The sequence below is a fragment of the Pseudomonas sp. WS 5503 genome, from assembly GCF_012985385.1.
Taxonomy (GTDB): Bacteria; Pseudomonadota; Gammaproteobacteria; order Pseudomonadales; family Pseudomonadaceae; genus Aquipseudomonas; species Aquipseudomonas paracarnis.
Genome location: NZ_JAAQWI010000006.1, coordinates 42,846 through 62,676 on the forward strand (window position 1 = coordinate 42,846; position 19,831 = coordinate 62,676).

Sequence of the window (19,831 nt, forward strand, 5' to 3'; positions counted from 1 at the left end):
TTTACCGGCTATTTACTTTGGGCTTACGACGTTTAACTTCTGATCTTAGTCCACCGGCTATTTCGCTAAACCGCTGACGCTCAAATAAAAACGGCCTGGACTAGGCCAGGCCGCAATCATGCATCATACGTGTTACTGCCAAACGACAGTCATACGTAGAAACAGTTACTTCAACACAGCCAGGGCGGCGTCGTAGTTTGGCTCCTCAGCAATTTCCTTGACCAACTCGCTGTGCAGCACGTTGTCGTTTTCATCCAGCACCACGACAGCGCGAGCGGTAAGGCCCTGCAGCGGGCCGTCAGCGATGGAAACACCATAGTCAACGGCGAAGTCGGCATTGCGGAAATCCGACAGGTTCTTAACGTTTTCCAGGCCTTCGGAGCCACAGAAACGCGCTTGGGCGAATGGCAGGTCGGAGGAGATGCACAGGACCACGGTGTTGGCCACATCGTTGGCCTGGGCATTGAACTTGCGCACGGAAGTGGCGCAGGTTGGGGTATCAACGCTTGGGAAGATGTTCAGCACTTTGCGCTTGCCGGCAAAGGTAGCCAGGGTGGCGTTGGACAGGTCGCCGGCGGTCAGGGTGAAGTCTGCAGCTTTGGCGCCGACTTTCGGCAGTTCGCCTTCAACCTGGACCGGGTTGCCTTTAAGGGTGACTTGAGCCATGAACGGAATCCTTATGCTGGTTTTTGGTTAAACAAATTCGAGAGGCGGAAGTTAACCACAAAGTGCCGACGCTACCTACCGCCAGACACAAATTGTCATGTCGTCAGGTTGTGGTTTAATTGCGCGCTTTTCGCCCGTCCTTCAAGGAAACCTTTGCCGATGAATCAGCCTGTCACCAAAGTCCTGGTCATTGGTTACGTCTGGCCGGAGCCCCGCTCCTCGGCCGCGGGCGGGCATATGATGCAAATCCTTGAGAGCTTTCTTACGCAAGGTTGGGACATTACCTTCAGCAGCCCGGCCACCATTGGCGAGCACAAGGCCGACTTGCCGGCACTCGGGATCGCCGAACGCACCATCGAACTGAATAACAGCAGTTTCGACGACTTTATTCGCGAACTGGCCCCGGATATCGTGCTGTTCGACCGTTTCATGATGGAGGAGCAATTCGGCTGGCGCGTAGAACAATGCTGCCCCGACGCCCTGCGCGTGCTGGAAACCTCCGACCTGCAAAGCCTGCGCGACGCCCGTCACCAGCGGCTCAAAGAGCAGGTGAAAGCCCAACCCGACAGCGACGACTTCAGCGCCCTGTTCGCGCCGGCGCTGGAAGACGAGTTCCAACGCATGGCCGACACCGACCTGGCCAAACGCGAAATCGCCGCCATTTACCGCTGTGACATTAGCTTGATGATCTCCGACGTGGAAATCCGCCTGCTCACCGAACAGTTCAAGGTGCCTGCCGCCCTGCTCCACTGGTGCCCCTTGATGCTGCAACCGCCCACCGACGCATTTGCGCCCTTTGAAGACCGTGCGCATTTCCTCAGCATCGGTAACTTCCGCCACGCGCCCAATTGGGATGCAGTGCTGTGGATGAAGCACCGCCTGTGGCCACTGATCCGCCAACAACTGCCAGGCGCCCAATTGCATATCTACGGCGCCTACACCCCACCCAAGGCCACCGCCCTGCACAATCAGGCCCAGGGTTTCCATGTAATGAACTGGGCCGAAGATGCGCTGCAAGTCATGACCGCCGCGCGCATCTGCCTGGCACCGTTGCGCTTTGGCGCGGGCATCAAGGGCAAGTTGGTCGACGCCATGCTGTGCGGCACGCCCAGTGTCACGACCCCAATCGGCGCCGAGGCCATGGGCGATGACCAGCCCTGGCCCGGCGTGATTGCACAGGATGCCCCGGCCCTGGCTGCCGCTGCCGTGGCCCTTTATCAGGACCGTGAGCGCTGGACCCGAGCCCAGGAACACGGGCGCCAACTGCTGGCCCGGCGCTATGACCAGGACATCCACAGGCCCGCCTTGGTGGAATGCCTGGAACGCTGTCGCCGCGACCTCGCTGCCCATCGCCGGGACAACTTCACCGGCAGCATGCTGCGCCACCACGCGCATAAAAGTACCCAATACATGTCCCAGTGGATCGAGGCGAAAAACCGCACCCTGTAAACACTGCTGCTGGCGAGGACGTGCGTGACGGGGCATTATCCTACGCAGCGATCACAATAAAGCGACGGCAGCATGACCCGAGCAACGCGCATTACTGACCCTTCCTACGAGTTGATGGACGACCACAACGGCCTGTCCATCATCTATCGCCAACACGGCTTCCCCTGCCCGCTGGTGCGCTGGCACTTCCACAAGGAATATGAGCTGCACCTGATCGTCGCCAGCTCCGGCAAGGTGTTTATCGGTGACTACATCGGCAACTTCTACCCCGAAAGCCTGTTCCTCACCGGCCCCAACCTGCCCCATAACTGGATCAGCCAGGTGGAAGAAGACGAAGTGGTGCCCAAGCGTGACATGCTGGTGAACTTCACCGATGACCTGTTCGAGAGCGGCAGCCATATTTTTGCTGAACTCAAGAACCTCGCACCTCTGCTGGAGCGCGCGCAGTACGGCATCGAATTTCGCTGCAAAAAAACCATCACCCAGGCCATGACCTTGATGCAACACATCGAGGACGCCAAGGGCATGGCGCGCCTGGGGCAGTTTTTTATCTTGCTGGACGTGTTGAGCGTGTGCGAGGACTACCAATTGCTCTCCGGCGTAACCACGCCGCAATTGGCCGACGAGCACAGCATAGACCGCACCAACCGGGCAGTGGATTACATCTTTGCACATTACGCCCGCGAGCTGCCGCTGGAAGAAGTGGCGCAATACCTGGGGATGAAGCCGACCTACTTCTCGCGGGTGTTCAAGCAGGCGACCGGTCGCACCTTTATCGAATTCGTCAACCGGCTGCGCATCAGCAAGTCCTGCGAATTACTCGCGGACGGTGACAAGGCCGTCACGGATGTGTGCTTTGAGTCAGGCTTCAACAATATCTCCAACTTCAACCGGCGCTTTCAGCAACTCAAGGGCATGACCCCTTCCCACTATCGACGGTTGGCGATGCAGCGGTTGACGGAGCAGAACCTGATGCCTGTAGACACCTCGCACTTCAGTTAAAAACCGCAAGCTGGCCATCTGGCGAACGCTCTCACGCCTGTCCCGATCACATCCCGCAATAGCTGGGGCGGAACGCCTCCCTGTGTATGACCAAAAAGCTACAAGTCAGTTGCTGACCACGCGCTTTCTTATCGTACCCATGAGGCCCCCATGAGCATTATTGCATCGCACTCGCCCTTACCCACCCCGCCCCGAAATTTGCCTCCATCCCCTGCAACAGTGGGCGCACAAACCAGCCTGATTCGGACCCCACGCAGCCCATCGGCCGGTGTAGTGACCCTGGAAGGCCGAAACACAGCCGAGCCGTTGGTGAGTCAGGCTGACGCGGACATGGCAGATAAACTCGCCACCGCCCTGATGGAGGAGGTCAATGTACACGCTACCAGCCGTTACATGCCGTCTTCCTTCGGCACAGTCCATGACATTCCAACTCACTCAACATTCGGGCAGCTTTGGTCACAGCTGACACACACACTCAAAAACGAGCCGTTCGCGACGTTTGCGAAGAATAACAACATCAACATTTCAAACCTGAAACTAACGCCTTCCGGATTTCTGGATGGCACCATTAACGGCAAACGCAGCAGTTTTTCCAAATACGACGATGGCTTCGAGGAAGCCGCTGTCAACGTCTTCGAGGTTGTGCGCAAACTCTCTACGAACAACGTCCCGATTGTGTATATCGGCGAACACACCGCCACCACCCATGCCGTCGGTGCTTTTTACGCCATGAGGGTTCCGACGACGAAGGCCGAGGCACTCGAGCAAATCCGGGTGTTGCAGGATATCAAGACATTCCCATCGCTACTTGCTCCTGAAGGCAATGCTGCGCGGCCCCACCGACAGGACGTTCAGCACGTCAGGCATATGCGGGATGAAGCCATACAGAACCTTGCGCTGCAGGTCATGCTTGAGCCTGGCAAGTTCCCCCAGGCACAACGCCCGGACGTCGTGCAGCCGCCGGCGCCGCCCGGCAGCGCAGAACCGGCCACCACACCGATCGGAACCTCGAGCGCCACCACTGACCCCGTCGCAGATATTGCCCGTCGCCAGTTTGCCGGTGAGCCTAACGTTTACTCGGTGGTCGCTCGAGTGCTCAGCGACAGGCTGAAGGAAGCCTCTCCAGGGCTGGATTTCGACATCAACCAGATTGCCATTGAAACGCCCGATCCGGACAATCCCTCCAAACCCAAGCGCACACAATTGATGGCACTTGCCTTCGACTACCTGACTGGCGGTGACGCCCCAGACTTCCTCGATTCCGCCAGGGCGTTTGACACGCGTCCCGATCGACTGGCACGCACGGGCACCGCTGCCGACACTCCGCTAGACCTCGACTTTTCAGCTCTGAGCGGCGTCATGGGTGCGCTGCCGAACCGACTGAACCAGGCCTATGAGGCAAATTTGCGTGAGTACTGGGCCAAACCTGCGTTCAACACGGGCATTGATACCGGTGCCGTTTTCAGCGGCAGTCACCGGACGTTGGTCAGCCGCATTCTGAAAAGTAACCTGCAACTGGCCAGCCTGAAACAATCCGGCCTGGATGATGAACAGCGCAAGACCATCGACATGGTCGTGAGGCATCCCGAAGGCGCCACGCGCCCCGCCCCACTTGACCCCAACTCATCGGGCGCCACCGTCTACAGCCTGGCCGACTCCGCACCGAACATGGTGGTTCATCGCTACCTGGCGCAAGCCAATCGCGACATCCTGCTGCTGGTGGAGCCCAACGGCAAAATCACTCCCTTCAACAGTTGGGATGAGCTCGAAAGCCTGGGCGGTTCAACGGAAGAGATGACCGGCAATCTGTTCGATGGCCAGGCCGACGTCCTCATCAATCGGCATCTCGGCAGCAGTCTGATTTCCCCTGCCTCCCCACGTGGCCCGGACAGTTCGGTGCAGGAGCCGCCCACACTGCCCGACTGGATGAGCAACGCAGGCGAGGCCGAGCGTTTCATCATGCATGAACTCAGCCTGGGACTGGCCAGTTTCAACCAACTGAACGAAGGCCGCAGCTACAACAGCGATATCAAGGAGATCCACACGTTCGCCCAGCAGCAATTCGACTTTTTGCCCAGAAGCAAAAAACTCACGGCGCACCCCGCGGCTAAACTCGAGGTGGTCTTCAAAGTCGCTTATGGGGCACAGGGTACCGCCGGGGAAATCGTCCGCCAGACCATGAGCCTGACAGACATTCTCCTCAATAACTTGTCAGGATTACCCAGCGGCCAGATTGAGGTCTTTTACAATACAGGGCTCAAGTATAAAGGCTCTGACTTCAAAGTCAGGGTGCCGGAACTAGAGAAAGAAGGCGTACTCAAGCAGTTGGTCGACGACCTTGATATCGGCAAAACCTACCCTGACTTGCTGAGGAAAAAACTGCTTGAGGACCAAACCGAAAAAGCCCGGCGCCAGGCACTGTTCGCTCAGCAAGTACCGCTGGAGCTGCAGTTCAAGGCGCTGGAACTGAGCATCAAGGCAGAGTTCGGTTTCAACACCACGGGTTTTCGCTACGTCCAGGAGCTATTCAAGCCAGGCCCTGGCCCCAGGATCGTTGATGGCCAGGAAATCGTGATCCGACCGCTGGCGTTCGATAACCGGGCCAATGGGAAAACCGATGTGGTCGAAGGCGCCTATCTGATCGAACCCAAGGACAGCACGAACGGCCCGCACATCCTGTACCGCCCCCTGATGGGCGATGCGTCGTTGATGCAGTTTCCAACCCGCCAGGCGCTGCTGGAAGCCATACAGAACAAAGGCAAGCTGCAAAACGACATCCTCGCCTGGTTGCCTGACGAACAGACCCGCAACACCTACAGTGGCAACGGTTTCAAACATCCAAACCTGGTGATATTCGGTTTAAACCTGGGCTCTGTCCCGATGAACAAAACTATTCCCTTGGCCATGGATACCCGCCTGCAACAGACGCTGCAGGCGGGAACATTGATGGACCACCTGTACGAAGCCAACGCCCGCAACTTGATCACGCTGGCCGGACAGCAATCGACAGCCGACGCACAAAGCCGCTGGGCGAGCCTCAAGGAAGGCGGTTTCCTGTTGCTCAATTCTGTCCTGCCAGTATTGCGCGGGCCCGGTGCCATGCTCGGCTTGATGATGCAGTCCCAGGGCATAATCAATGACCTGGGCGCCCTGCTCGATGATGGCGCGCAAAATAAAGAGGCGGCCCTGACGGACCTGCTGGTCAACCTGACGACGTTGCTCGCCCAGTTCAAGGAGCGCTCATGGTCGGAGCCTTCAGCCGTCACCTCAAACAGGCCGGCAACCAACACCAGCGTATTGATCGACGGCGATGCACGCCTTACCCCGCCGCCACAACGCTTTCGAATGGGAGGCCCGCTGGAAAAGATCACACCTGTGGACGGTGAGATCCAGACCAATGTAGATACTTACAATCGTAAAGGTGAGGAAGTTAAACGCTTGAATATCATCGGTCACGCGGCCAAGCCTGAAGGTGAGCAAGGAGCGCTGATTGTCGGGGAGAATGACAAAGTCTTTACGGCTGAAGACATCAATAATGAGCTTTTCGCCCGTGGCATTGACATCAGGAATTACCCGGAAGTGCGTTTGCTGGTCTGTTACTCCGCCAAGGGCGGTGATAACTCACTGGCATCACAACTGCACGCGCTGACCGGCGTGCCGGTCAAAGGTTATGAAGGCCCGGTGGACGTGGGTTACACATCTGGTACGGGCATAGACCCTGGGGATATCTACAAAACTGCCCTTGCAAAATACAAGGCAAAGTACCCAAGATTTTCTAAAGCCGACATTATCGAATTGGCAGAGATGGAGTTAAACAAACAACTGAAAGACGTTGATATGTTTACCCACGTGGAAAAACAGAGTGGCAAAAAAGTAAATGTTAACTGGGGCACTATTAAAGAACCTCTTTGGGAGGAGATCGAAGTCGATTACCGGCCCAAGCGCTTCGGCTCGTCCAAGAAACGAACAAGTGCGGCCCCTGCCGAAATTCAAAGCCGCTCGAAAGAACTCAACGCCCTGGGTGAGTACAAGGATTTCAAGGAACTACCCGAGCCTGAAAAAATTAAAAACAGTATTGCCTTTACCCCCTCTGAAGACGGCCAGTATGAGTACTTCCTGGATCGACCAGCGGGCAGTAATGAAATCCGATTAAACATCATTGGGCATGGCGACAAAGGTGGAGTGACCTTCAAAAGCAACTTGAAAAATGCGCAGTCTTATTCACCCGAAGCGTTCGCTGGACTGATCGCGCCCATGCTGGAAAAAACCAGCGCTACCCAAATCAGAATGATCAGTAGTAAATCCGGCAGTACAGGTTTCGCTGAAGAGTTATCCAAACGCTTGAACGTTCCCGTGAAGGCCCCCGTCGGTACTGTCACACAATTCGAAGTCATGAAGGACAGGTACTGGATTTTGGAAAAGCTCCCCAACCCACGTCGCCCCCATGACCATGAGTGGAAAATCTTTACTCCCCCCGCCTCCGCCAGCTCGCGAGCTTTAAGGTTATGAGCCCGCGCGCAGGGCGGCGCACCGGGTGACTGAGCAGAGCCTGGCTTGAGCAGGCGCCCACTCGTCTGAACTGGTAGATGTGACAGTTCCCTGCATCACGGCGATTGTGAACTCTGGCTCCGTGGATAGTCCGTTGGAGCCCCGTCATGAAGAAAACAGCCACCCCTCGTGCAATCAATGAGTTCAGCCGCTTTGAAATACCCGGAGAGACCTTCGGCTGGACCGGCGAAGGCCAGATACATATCGACAATTACGACAAACAAAGTCGCTGGTTCTCGACATCGGTCAATAGAGACTGGGGCAAAGCGCTGACCGGGGCCGCCGACGTTGAAGTGGTCATCAGGCTGCGCGGCGAACAAGCCGGTGAAACACTCATCGCCGCTCATCCGGAGGGAACAGGACGGCTCAACGACATATCAGTCGAAAAGCCAAGCCTTTATCGGTTCTACATCAGGTCCACGGCGACTGGCGAGGTGTGGGTAAGCTTCAAATTTGACTCCAACCGGAAAATGGTGATCGAGAGCATCAGCGTGCTGGGGCCCGTTCGAAAAAAAACCACTAAAGCACCCATACACCCCTGACGGTCTGTTCACCACGCAAACTGGGCGAGCAATTTGCTCAGCAGGCCAATATGGCGCAAGGCATTCTGCGCTCCGGAGCCAACGAGCCGGTCGAACTCAATGCGGTATGCCAGAACGGTAGCTGGTATGCCTATGACGCGAAAGCACAGGCAGGTTATGGGCCTGTGCTGGAAGGCTTTGTATCGGATACATCGTCAGCCGTTTGGCTGGGGAGTGCCTATAAATAGCAAATAGGCATTACACCTCTTCGGGTGCCTGATCCGCGCTCGAAGATTCTCAGTGCAAAAAAGTATCAGTCCCAGTGCTCCCAAGGATTTGTCACCGCCGCTTTTGAAGGCTGTAATCAACGCACACTCTTCCTGACTCCTTGTAGGAAGACACAACAACAATAACCGTCCTTCTGTAGCCCCCTGGGCGCGGAAATGGAGTGCGCGATGAAGTTCACAGTAAAAACTCTGCTTGCCTGTTCTTGCATGACTGCATGCATGACCCTCAGCGCCGTCAGCCTTGGCGCGCAAACCCTGACCATTGCCACCGTCAACAACAGCGACATGATCCGCATGCAGAAGCTCTCGAAAACCTTCGAGGCCGAGCACCCGGAGATCAAGCTGAACTGGGTGGTGCTCGAAGAAAACGTGTTGCGCCAACGGCTGACTACCGACATCGCTACCCAGGGCGGGCAGTTTGATGTATTGACCATCGGCATGTACGAAGCCGCACTGTGGGGCGCCAAGGGTTGGCTGGAGCCGATGAAAGACCTGCCGGCTTCCTATGACCTTGATGACGTGTTCCCTTCGGTGCGCGACGGTTTGTCCGTCAAAGGCTCCTTGTATGCCCTGCCGTTCTACGCCGAAAGTTCGATCACCTATTACCGCACCGACCTGTTCAAGGACGCCGGGCTGAACATGCCTGAGCACCCGACCTGGAGCCAGATCGGCGAATTCGCCGCCAAGCTCACCGACAAGTCCAAAGAGCAATATGGCCTGTGCCTGCGCGGCAAAGCTGGTTGGGGTGAGAACATGGCGCTGATCACCACACTGGCCAACGGCTTCGGCGCGCGCTGGTTCGATGAGAAGTGGCAGCCGGAATTCAACGGCCCCGAGTGGAAGAACGCGCTGAACTTCTACGTCGACAACATGAAGAAATCCGGCCCGCCGGGTGCTTCCAGCAACGGCTTCAACGAGAACCTGGCACTGTTCAACAGCGGCAAGTGCGCGATCTGGGTGGATGCCAGCGTGGCGGGCTCGTTTGTTACCGACAAGAGCCAGAGCAAGGTCGCCGAGCATGTCGGCTTCACGTTTGCGCCCCACGAGAAGACCGACAAGGGCACGTCATGGCTGTATTCCTGGAGCCTGGCGATCCCGACCAGCTCCAAAGCCAAGGATGCCGCCAAGGTATTCACCAGTTGGGCCACCTCCAAGGAATACGGCCAACTTGTGGCCAAGACCGATGGCATCGCCAACGTACCACCGGGCACACGCACCTCGACCTACAGCGAGGAGTACATGAAGGCCGCACCGTTCGCCAAGGTGACGCTGGAATCGCTGAAAGTGGCCGACCCCACCAAGCCGACCGAAAAACCGGTGCCGTATATCGGTATCCAGTTGGTGACCATTCCTGAATTCCAGGCGATTGGTACCCAGGTGGGCAAGTTCTTCTCGGGCGCGTTGACCGGTCAGCAGACCGTCGAGGCTGCATTGACCGCCGCGCAGACCACCACCGAGCGGGAAATGAAGCGGGCTGGTTACCCCAAGTAACCCAGCTTCACCCCCGCAAATACAGGAGCAGGGCTTTTGTGGGCGCTGGCTTGCCTGCGATGCAAACAACTCGGTCTATCCGTAACACCGAGGTAACGCCATCGCAGGCAAGCCAGCTCCCACAGTGACCGCGCTCCGACGCAGATTCTGTAGGCATCTGACTGGTTCTGATCACCATGAATACACCTCCAAAAAACCGCCTGGCCAACCCCGGCTGGTTTCTCGTCAGCCCCTCGGTGGCCTTGCTGCTGCTGTGGATGATCGTGCCGCTGGGCATGACCCTGTACTTTTCGCTGATCCGCTACAACCTGCTCTACCCCGGCGAAAACCAGTTCGTGGGGCTGGAAAACTTCAGCTACTTCATCACCGACTCGGGGTTCCTGCCTGGCGCCACCAATACCCTATTGCTGGTAGGCAGCGTATTGCTGATCAGCGTGGTGTTCGGCGTGTTGATCAGTGCGTTGCTGGAGGCCAGTGAGTTCCTGGGGCGCGGCATCGTGAGGGTGATGCTGATTTCGCCGTTCTTCATCATGCCCACCGTCGGCGCGTTGATCTGGAAGAACCTGATTTTCCACCCGGTGTCGGGGATTCTCGCCGCCGTGTGGAAGTTCTTCGGCGCCGAACCGGTGGACTGGCTGGCGCATTACCCGCTGCTGTCGATCATCATCATTGTGTCGTGGCAATGGCTGCCCTTTGCGATCCTGCTGCTGATGACCGCGATGCAGTCGCTAGACCAAGAGCAAAAGGAAGCGGCACGCCTGGACGGTGCCGGCGCCATTGCGATTTTCTGGCACCTGACCCTGCCCCACCTGGCCCGCCCGATTGCCGTGGTGGTGATGATCGAAACCATCTTCCTGCTCTCGGTATTCGCCGAAATCTTCACCACCACCAACGGTGGCCCCGGCTACGCCTCGACCAACCTCGCCTACCTGATCTACAACCAGGCGCTGGTGCAGTTCGACGTGGGCATGGCCTCCGCCGGCGGCTTGATTGCCGTGGTCATCGCCAATATCGCGGCGATCATCCTGGTGCGGATGATCGGCAAAAACCTGACTGACAAGCCTTGAGGGCCGCGCCATGACGCTTCAACAATCCCGTCGCCTGCAGAGCCTGTTGCTCGGCACATTGGCCTGGGCCATCGCGATCCTGATTTTCTTTCCGATCTTCTGGATGGTGCTGACCAGCTTCAAGACCGAAATCGACGCGTTCGCCACGCCGCCGCAGTTCATCTTCACGCCGACACTGGAGAACTACCTGCACATCAACGAGCGCAGCAACTACTTTGCCTACGCCTGGAACTCGGTGGTGATTTCGTTCAGCGCCACCGCCCTGTGCCTGCTGATTTCGGTACCGGCCGCCTACTCCATGGCGTTCTACGAAACCCAGCGCACCAAGGGCACGCTGCTGTGGATGCTGTCCACCAAGATGCTGCCGCCGGTGGGCGTACTGATGCCGATCTACCTGCTGGCCAAGAGCTTTGGCCTGTTGGATACGCGCATTGCGCTGATCATCATCTACACCCTGATCAACCTGCCGATTGTGGTGTGGATGGTGTACACCTACTTCAAGGACATCCCCAAGGACATCCTCGAAGCCGCCCGCCTGGACGGCGCCACCCTGTGGCAGGAAATGGTGCGCGTGCTGCTGCCAATCGCCAAGGGTGGCCTGGCGTCCACGGTACTGCTGTCGTTGATCCTGTGTTGGAACGAGGCGTTCTGGTCGCTGAACCTGACCTCCTCCAGCGCCGCGCCGTTGACCGCCTTGATCGCCTCCTACTCCAGCCCCGAAGGCTTGTTCTGGGCCAAGCTGTCCGCCGTCTCGACCCTGGCCTGCGCGCCGATCCTGATCTTTGGCTGGATCAGCCAGAAGCAGTTGGTACGCGGTTTGTCCTTTGGCGCCGTCAAATAATAATTCGAAAAGGAGGCCCATCATGGCCAACCTGAAAATCAAGAATCTGCAAAAAGGCTTCGAAGGTTTTTCCATCATCAAGGGCATCGACCTGGAAGTGAACGACAAGGAATTCGTGGTGTTCGTCGGCCCGTCGGGCTGTGGCAAATCCACCCTGCTGCGCCTGATCGCCGGCCTGGAAGAGGTCAGCGACGGCACCATCGAACTCGATGGCCGCGACATCACCGAAGTCACCCCGGCCAAGCGCGACCTGGCCATGGTGTTCCAGACCTACGCGCTGTACCCGCACATGAGCGTGCGCAAGAACATGTCGTTTGCCCTGGACCTGGCGGGTGTCGACAAGAAGCTGGTCGAGAGCAAAGTCAGCGAAGCGGCACGCATCCTTGAGCTGGGGCCTTTGCTGGAGCGCAAGCCCAAGCAACTCTCGGGTGGCCAGCGCCAGCGCGTGGCGATTGGCCGAGCGATTGTGCGTAACCCGAAGATCTTCCTGTTCGACGAACCGCTGTCCAACCTCGACGCGGCGCTGCGCGTGCAGATGCGCCTGGAGCTGGCGCGCCTGCATAAAGAACTGCAAGCGACCATGATCTACGTGACCCACGACCAGGTCGAAGCCATGACCCTGGCCGACAAGGTGGTGGTGCTCAACAGTGGGCGCATCGAACAGGTCGGCTCGCCGCTGGAGCTGTACCACCAGCCAGCCAACCTGTTTGTGGCCGGTTTTCTCGGCACGCCGAAGATGGGTTTCCTCAAGGGCCAGGTCACCCGCGTCGACAGCCAAGGCTGCGAGGTGCAACTGGACGCCGGCACCCTGATCAGCCTGCCGTTGAGCGGCGGCGCCCTGAGCGTGGGCAGCGCGGTAACCCTGGGCATTCGCCCGGAACATCTGGAAATCGCCGCGCCAGGGCAAACCACCCTGACCGTGACCGCTGACGTCGGCGAGCGCCTGGGCAGCGACACCTTCTGCCACGTCATCACCCGCAACGGCGAACCGCTGACCATGCGTATCCGTGGCGACATGGCCAGCCAATACGGCGAAACGCTGCAGTTGCACCTGGACCCGGCGCACTGCCATCTGTTCGACACCGATGGCGTAGCCGTGGCCCGTCCACTGCGCGCTGCCGCCTGATTCCGTGAGTATTTCCAGATGAAATTGAATAAAACCAACCTTACCCAACTGGCGCCCGAAGTGCAGGTGCCGACCTACGCGCTTGCCGACACCCGCCAGGGCATCGCGCACATCGGCGTCGGCGGTTTCCACCGTGCGCACCAGGCGTTCTACACCGATGCCCTGATGAACACCGGCGAGGGCCTGGGCTGGGGCATCTGCGGCGTCGGCCTGCGCAGTGAAGACCGCAAGGCCCGCGATGACCTGGCCGGCCAGGATTATTTGTTCACCCTGTATGAACTGGGCGACACCGACGACACGCAAGTGCGCGTGATCGGCTCGATCAGCGACATGCTGCTGGCCGAAGACGGCGCCCAGGCACTGATCGATAAACTTGCCAGCCCCCAGATCCGCATCGTCTCGCTGACCATCACCGAAGGCGGTTACTGCATCGACGACAGCAACGGCGAGTTCATGGCCCACCTGCCGCAGATCCAGCATGACCTGGCGCACCCGAGGGCACCGAAAACCGTGTTCGGCTTTATCTGCGCTGCGCTGACCCAGCGCCGCGCCGCTGGCACCCCGGCCTTTACGGTGATGTCCTGCGATAATTTGCCTCACAACGGCGCCGTCACCCGCAAGGCCTTGCTGGCCTTCGCCGCCCTGCACGACGCGGGCCTGCATGACTGGATCAAGGCCAACGTGAGCTTCCCGAATGCCATGGTTGACCGCATCACGCCAATGACCAGCACCGCCCACCGCCTGCAACTGCACGACCAGCACGGGATCGACGATGCCTGGCCGGTGGTGTGCGAGCCGTTTGTGCAGTGGGTGCTGGAAGACAAATTCGTCAACGGCCGCCCGGCCTGGGAAAAGGTCGGCGTGCAGTTCACCGATGACGTCACGCCTTATGAAGAAATGAAGATCGGCCTGCTCAACGGCAGCCACCTGGCCCTCACGTACCTGGGGTTCCTCAAGGGCTACCGGTTCGTTCACGAGACCATGAACGACCCCCTGTTCGTGGCGTATATGCGCGCCTACATGGACCTGGATGTCACGCCGAACCTGGCGCCGGTACCTGGTATCGACCTGACCGAATACAAGCAGACCCTGGTGGATCGCTTTTCCAACCAGGCGATTGCCGACCAGTTGGAGCGCGTATGCTCCGATGGTTCATCGAAGTTTCCCAAGTTCACCGTGCCGACCATCAACCGCCTGATTGCCGACGGCCGCGACACGGACCGTGCCGCCCTGGTGGTGGCGGCCTGGGCGCTGTATTTGAAAGGCGTGGATGAAAACGGCGCGCGCTACAGCATCCCGGACCCACGGGCAGCGTTCTGCCAGGAGCTGGTGAGCGATGACGCGCTGATCAGCCAGCGGTTGCTGGGGGTGGAAGAGATTTTTGGCACGGCTATTCCCAAGTCGGCGGCGTTTGTGGCAGCGTTCCAGCGTTGCTATGAAAGCCTGCGCGACAAAGGCGTCACCGCCACACTGCAAAACCTCCTGAACGAAGCGGATTAAACATGTGGGAGCTGGCTTGCCTGCGATAGCGGTGGTCCAGTCAACCCTGCGGTGACTGCCAGACCGCTATCGCAGGCAAGCCAGCTCCCACATTGACCGTATTTTCAATCCAACAATAAGACTGCTGAGCACTCCATCATGACCCAGCAAAACCTCTACCTCGGCATCGACTGCGGCACCCAGGGCACCAAGGCCATCGTCCTCGATGCGTCCAGCGGCAAGGTGCTGGGCCTGGGCGCCGCGGCGCACACCTTGATCAGCGGCGCCAATGGCCGTCGTGAACAACACACCCAGGAATGGCTGGACGCCTTCACCGCGGCCACCCATCGCGCCCTGCAACAGGCCGGCGTGGATGGCCAGGACATCCTCGGCATCGGCGTATCCGGCCAGCAACACGGCCTGGTGTTGCTGGATGATCAAGGCCAAGTGCTGCGCCCGGCCAAGCTGTGGTGCGACACCGAAACCACGCCAGAGAACGACCGGCTGCTGCACCATCTGGGCGGCGAACGCGGCTCTCTGGAGCGCCTGGGCGTGGCCATCGCACCAGGCTACACGGTGTCCAAGCTGCTCTGGACCCGTGAACAGCACCCGGACGTCTTCGCGCGCATTGCCCATATCCTGCTGCCCCACGACTACCTCAACTACTGGCTCACCGGCCGCGCCTGCGCCGAGTATGGCGATGCGTCGGGTACCGGTTACTTCAACGTGCGCCGCCGGGAATGGGATGTGGCGTTGCTCCAGCACATCGACCCCAGTGGCCGCCTGCAAGCCGCTTTGCCGACACTGATCGAGGCCGACCAAGCGGTGGGCACGATCCTGCCGGCCATTGCCGAGCGCCTGGGCATCAACCCCGACGCGGTGGTGTCCAGTGGTGGCGGTGACAATATGATGGGCGCCATTGGCACCGGCAATATCGCCCCCGGCGTGATCACCATGAGCCTGGGCTCGTCGGGCACCGTGTATGCCTTTGCCGACCAGCCAAACATCAGCCCCCAAGCCTCGGTGGCGACCTTCTGCTCCTCCAGCGGCGGTTGGCTGCCGCTGATCTGCACCATGAACCTGACTAACGCCACCGGGGTGATTCGCGAGCTGTTCGAACTGGACCTCGACACCTTCAACGCCCTGGTCGAACAAGCGCCAATCGGCGCCGATGGCGTAAGCATGCTGCCGTTCCTCAACGGCGAACGCGTACCCGCCCTGCCCCACGCCACCGGCAGCCTGCAGGGCCTGACCATGACCAACCTGACCCGCGCCAACCTGTGCCGCGCGGTGGTCGAAGGCACCACCTTCGGCCTGCGTTATGGCCTGGACCTGCTGCGCCAGACCGGCCTGCAAAGCCAGAGCATCCGCCTGATCGGTGGCGGCTCGAAAAGCCCGCTGTGGCGGCAGATGGTCGCCGATATCATGCACACCGAAGTGGTGTGTACCGAACAGAGCGAGGCCGCCGCCCTGGGCGCGGCGATCCAGGCGGCGTGGTGCCAGAGCGGCGAACCGCTGGCCAGCCTGTGCGACAAATGCGTGAGCATTGACCCGGCCAGCCGCACCTTACCCGTGGCCGCCAATGTCAGTGCCTATCAACAGGCGTATCAGCGTTATCAACAGCACGTGGCAACCCTTTAAGAGCGAGCAACTATGTATCTGGTGTGTGGTGAAGCGCTGTTTGATTTCTTCAGCGAGGAGGATGCCAGCGGGCAGGCCGCCAAGCTCAATTACAAGGCGATTGCCGGTGGCTCGCCGTTCAACGTCGCGGTGGGTTTGCGCCGCCTGGGGATCGAGTCGGGGTTCTTCGCCGGCCTGTCCACCGATTACCTTGGACGGCGCTTGCAGCGAGTACTGAAAGACGAAGGTATCAGCGAACGCTTTCTGGTTGAGTTCGACGCGCCGACCACCCTGGCGATGGTAGCCGTGGGCGCCAATGGCTCGCCGCAGTACAGCTTTCGCGGCGAAGGGTGTGCCGACCGGCAATTGCAACTGACCCACTTGCCACCTTTGGGCGACAAGATTCGCGGGCTGCATGTGGGCTCATTTTCGCTGGTGGTGCAACCGATTGGTGACACACTGCTCAGCCTGGTCAAGCGTGAAAGCGGCAAGCGCTTGATCAGCCTCGACCCCAACGTGCGCCTTAACCCGCAGCCCGATATTCACCTGTGGCGCGCACGCGTCGCAGAGCTGGTGCAACACGCCGACCTGATCAAGGTCAGCGACGAAGACCTGCACCTGCTCTACCCCGACCAGACACCGGAAAGCGTGCTGCAAGGTTGGCTACACCACCGCTGCCAACTGGTGTTCCTCACCCGTGGTGGCGACGGTGCATCGGTGTTCAGCCGCCAACATGGCACCTGGTCGCAACCTGCGGTCAAGGTGGTGATGGCCGATACGGTGGGCGCTGGTGATACCTTCCAGGCGGCGCTGATTGCGTGGCTCACGGAACAGCAGTTGGATTCGGTTGAGGGGCTGCAAAGCCTCAGTCGCGAGCAGATCGACGCCATGCTGGGCTTCGCGATTCGGGCTGCCGCACTGACCTGCGGCAAGACCGGCCCAGACCTGCCCTATCGTCACCAACTGGCTTGAGCTGAGCGGCCAAAACTCAAAGTGCCATCACGCAGGCCACGTATTCCGTGGCCTGCGCGCCATGCATAAAAAATTGCGCTACTGGAAAACTGTGCTAAACCCAAAAACAGGAGCAGTTATTACAACAAACCCAGGACACACCCATGCAAAAGCCCAGTGGTTTCTCGACCCGGGCCGTTTTAGCTGTCGGCCTCATCTCACTGCAGTACATGATCCCTCAACCCTCTCATGCCGCCTGCGTTCTCACCCCGGGAACCGGTAACGATACCTATACGTGCGACAGCGGCAGCAGTCCCGGCCTTACCGACCTTTCCGGGGATAACCATCTGACCCTCCCCGCAGGCGGCACCGGCACCATCAACGGTAATGTCACCTTTGGCCCTGGCGTGGATACGGTGCGCATAGAGTCCGGGCAGATCACCGGCGCGGTGCAACAAGGGGCTGGCATCGATGACTTCGTCATGCTCGGAGGGCAAATACAGGCGCTGTTCCAGGGCGATGGGCTCGACACCTTCAGGATGGAGGGAGGCACCATCGTCGATGCCTTTGAGGACGGCGATGTGGCCTACCAGAGCGGTGGCACCATTGGCCGAGTGAATATGAAGCTGGACAAGAACCTTTATGACATGTCCGGAGGCGCCATCCTGGGCAACCTTGTCACCGGTTTTGATACTGACACCATCATCATTTCCGCTGGCAGCATCGGCGGCAATATCAGCACCAGCGGTGGTGACGACAGCATTACCGTGAGTGGCGGCGTGATCAGTGGTGAGATCCGTGCCAGCGTCGGCAACGACACTTTCCGGTGGCTTGACGGTGGGCAGATCAAGTCCTCGGTGTTGATGGGCGATGGTGACGACACCGCCCTGCTGCGCGGCTTGAATGAAAGCCTGCTGGCCACCACACCCTCCGTCGATGGTGGCCTGGGCAACGATGAATTGACCTTCGACACAACGACATCCAGCACCGCGGCCCGCTATATCGGCTGGGAGACCGTCAACCTCACCAACCACTCACGCCTGGACCTGGCCGGGGATTTTTTCCTCGGTGACAGTGGCAGCAATACCGGCACGTTCAACATCGACGGCAGCAGTACCCTGGCCGTGACCCAAGGCAGCATCCGCCCCTACACCGCCGGGCAACTGGCGACGCTCAATAACGCCGGCACTGTCGACATGACCACCGACAACAGCGCGACCAGCGTATTGACGGTGCATGGCAACTACGTGGGCAACAACGGCCAGTTGCACCTGCAGACCGTACTGGGCGACGAAAACTCTGCCACCGACAAGCTGGTAGTGTCCGACGGCAACATCAGCGGTCACACCCAATTGAGCGTCAACAACCTCGGCGGTATCGGCGGGCTGACCCAGAACAACGGTGTCGAAGTGGTCCAGGCACTCAACGGCGCCGTCAGCACCAACGATGCGTTCGCCTTGAAGGGCTCGGTCTCCGCCGGAGCTTATGAATACCTGCTGTTCAAGGGCGGCACCACCGCCAATACAGAAAACAGCTGGTTCCTTCGTTCCTCGGTGGTGGCCGTACAACCGCCTGCGGTCCCACCCGTACCGCCGACACCGCCCGTGGTGGTGCCGGTGCCGCCGATACCCGCCACTCCACCTGTAGTGGATTCGGATGAACCTTCTGTGGAACCACCCACTGCGCAACCGCAGCCCCCGATCGAGCCTGCCGCGCCACCGCCCAGCCAAGTCGCCGCGGCCACGTCGCCGCAATCGGCGGCGAGTAACCCTGTGCTTCCCACCGCCGTGGCGGGTGCCGCGCCGATTCCACTGTATCGCCTGGAAGTTCCGGTCTACTCCGTAGACATCCCCGCAGCGCAACTGATGACGTTGCAGGCTCTGGGCACCTTCCATGAACGCCAGGGCGAGCAAAGCCTGCTGAGCGAGACCGGTGCAGTGCCGGCAGGTTGGGGCCGTGCCTATGGCAGTGATTTCAACAAAAGCTGGTCGGGCACCGTGGCGCCGAGTTTTGACGGCACAGTCAAGGGCTATCAGGTTGGCCATGACCTTTACGCCGCCGAAACCAGCGGCGGGCAGACGCAACGCCTTGGCCTCTTTATCGGCCAGAGCCGCCTGCGCGGCGACGTGAAGGGCTTTGCAATGGGCTGGCAGAACCATCGCTCCGGGCGGGTCAAACTCGACGGCGACAACTTCGGCGCTTACTGGACACTCACCGATCCGACCGGCTGGTACGTCGACCTGGTGGCCATGGGTACCCGCCTGGATGGCGACAACAAGTCCGACCGAGGGGTGAAGATGGATACCAAGGGCCACGCCTTGGCGTTATCCGCCGAGGCCGGCTACCCGTTCAGGCTGTCCGAGCATTGGGAGATGGAACCTCAGGCCCAAGTCATCGGCCAGAAGATCGATCTGGACAGTCAGCACGATGGCATTTCCAAGGTCTCTTTCGACTCCCAAGAGTATTGGACCGGCCGCATCGGCGCACGCCTCAAGGGCCGCTATCTGGTCAGCAACACACCCGTGGAGCCGTACCTACGGGCGAATGTCTGGCACACCTTCGGCGGTAGCGACACGGTGACGTTCGACAAGGTGGACCGGATCAAGAGCGATCACAAGTCCTCCACGGCTGATATTGGTGTCGGTGTTGTGGCTCAATTGTCATCCGCGTTCAGCGTTTATATGGAGGGTAACTATGGCACCCAACTGGACGACAACAACTTTGAGGGTGTCAGTGGCAATCTCGGCGTAAGAGTGCGCTGGTAAACAGGAAGGATGTCAACA

13 protein-coding genes are annotated in these 19,831 nt (G+C 59.5%); 12 read left to right on the forward strand and 1 reads right to left on the reverse strand.

Going from position 1 to position 19,831, the window contains the following annotated elements; all coding sequences use genetic code 11:
- Positions 1-165 precede the first annotated feature (165 nt).
- Complete coding sequence (gene tpx / locus HBO10_RS16565) at positions 166-666, reverse strand: thiol peroxidase (protein ID WP_003190967.1); 501 nt, start codon at positions 664-666, stop codon at positions 166-168.
- Positions 667-825: 159 nt separating this feature from the next.
- Here tpx and HBO10_RS16570 point away from each other — a divergent pair, with 159 nt between their 5' ends.
- The 12 genes from HBO10_RS16570 (at position 826) to HBO10_RS16625 (ending at position 19,813) form a co-directional block, all read left to right on the forward strand.
- Positions 826-2,115: a glycosyltransferase gene (locus HBO10_RS16570; protein WP_034127645.1), complete on the forward strand. Its 1,290-nt coding sequence runs from the start codon at positions 826-828 to the stop codon at positions 2,113-2,115.
- A gap of 72 nt (positions 2,116-2,187) precedes the next feature.
- Positions 2,188-3,117 (forward strand): AraC family transcriptional regulator, encoded by a 930-nt coding sequence (locus HBO10_RS16575; RefSeq protein ID WP_034127646.1) that lies wholly within the window; start codon positions 2,188-2,190, stop codon positions 3,115-3,117.
- A 330-nt stretch (positions 3,118-3,447) separates the two neighbouring features.
- On the forward strand, positions 3,448-7,626 hold the full coding sequence (locus tag HBO10_RS16580) for a DUF6543 domain-containing protein (protein WP_169922036.1): 4,179 nt from the start codon (positions 3,448-3,450) through the stop codon (positions 7,624-7,626).
- A gap of 146 nt (positions 7,627-7,772) precedes the next feature.
- A complete protein-coding gene (locus tag HBO10_RS16585) occupies positions 7,773-8,207 on the forward strand; it encodes a hypothetical protein (protein WP_034127648.1) in 435 nt (144 codons plus the stop codon).
- A 434-nt stretch (positions 8,208-8,641) separates the two neighbouring features.
- Complete coding sequence (locus tag HBO10_RS16590) at positions 8,642-9,964, forward strand: sugar ABC transporter substrate-binding protein (protein ID WP_034127649.1); 1,323 nt, start codon at positions 8,642-8,644, stop codon at positions 9,962-9,964.
- Between the two features lie 176 nt (positions 9,965-10,140).
- Positions 10,141-11,031 carry a sugar ABC transporter permease gene (locus tag HBO10_RS16595; RefSeq protein WP_034127650.1) on the forward strand — a complete coding sequence of 297 codons (891 nt, stop codon included), beginning with the start codon at positions 10,141-10,143 and terminating at the stop codon, positions 11,029-11,031.
- A 10-nt stretch (positions 11,032-11,041) separates the two neighbouring features.
- Complete coding sequence (locus HBO10_RS16600; protein WP_005788583.1) at positions 11,042-11,872, forward strand: carbohydrate ABC transporter permease; 831 nt, start codon at positions 11,042-11,044, stop codon at positions 11,870-11,872.
- 22 nt (positions 11,873-11,894) lie between these two features.
- A complete protein-coding gene (gene ugpC / locus HBO10_RS16605; RefSeq protein ID WP_034127651.1) occupies positions 11,895-12,998 on the forward strand; it encodes a sn-glycerol-3-phosphate ABC transporter ATP-binding protein UgpC in 1,104 nt (367 codons plus the stop codon).
- Between the two features lie 18 nt (positions 12,999-13,016).
- Positions 13,017-14,498, forward strand: coding sequence for a mannitol dehydrogenase family protein (locus HBO10_RS16610; protein ID WP_034127652.1), 1,482 nt, complete (start codon positions 13,017-13,019; stop codon positions 14,496-14,498).
- A gap of 138 nt (positions 14,499-14,636) precedes the next feature.
- Entirely contained in the window at positions 14,637-16,118 is a 1,482-nt protein-coding gene (gene xylB, locus HBO10_RS16615; RefSeq protein WP_034127653.1) for a xylulokinase, read from the forward strand.
- Positions 16,119-16,130: 12 nt separating this feature from the next.
- A complete protein-coding gene (locus HBO10_RS16620; protein WP_034127654.1) occupies positions 16,131-17,069 on the forward strand; it encodes a carbohydrate kinase in 939 nt (312 codons plus the stop codon).
- Between the two features lie 143 nt (positions 17,070-17,212).
- On the forward strand, positions 17,213-19,813 hold the full coding sequence (locus tag HBO10_RS16625) for an autotransporter outer membrane beta-barrel domain-containing protein (protein ID WP_034127655.1): 2,601 nt from the start codon (positions 17,213-17,215) through the stop codon (positions 19,811-19,813).
- Positions 19,814-19,831: the final 18 nt, after the last annotated feature.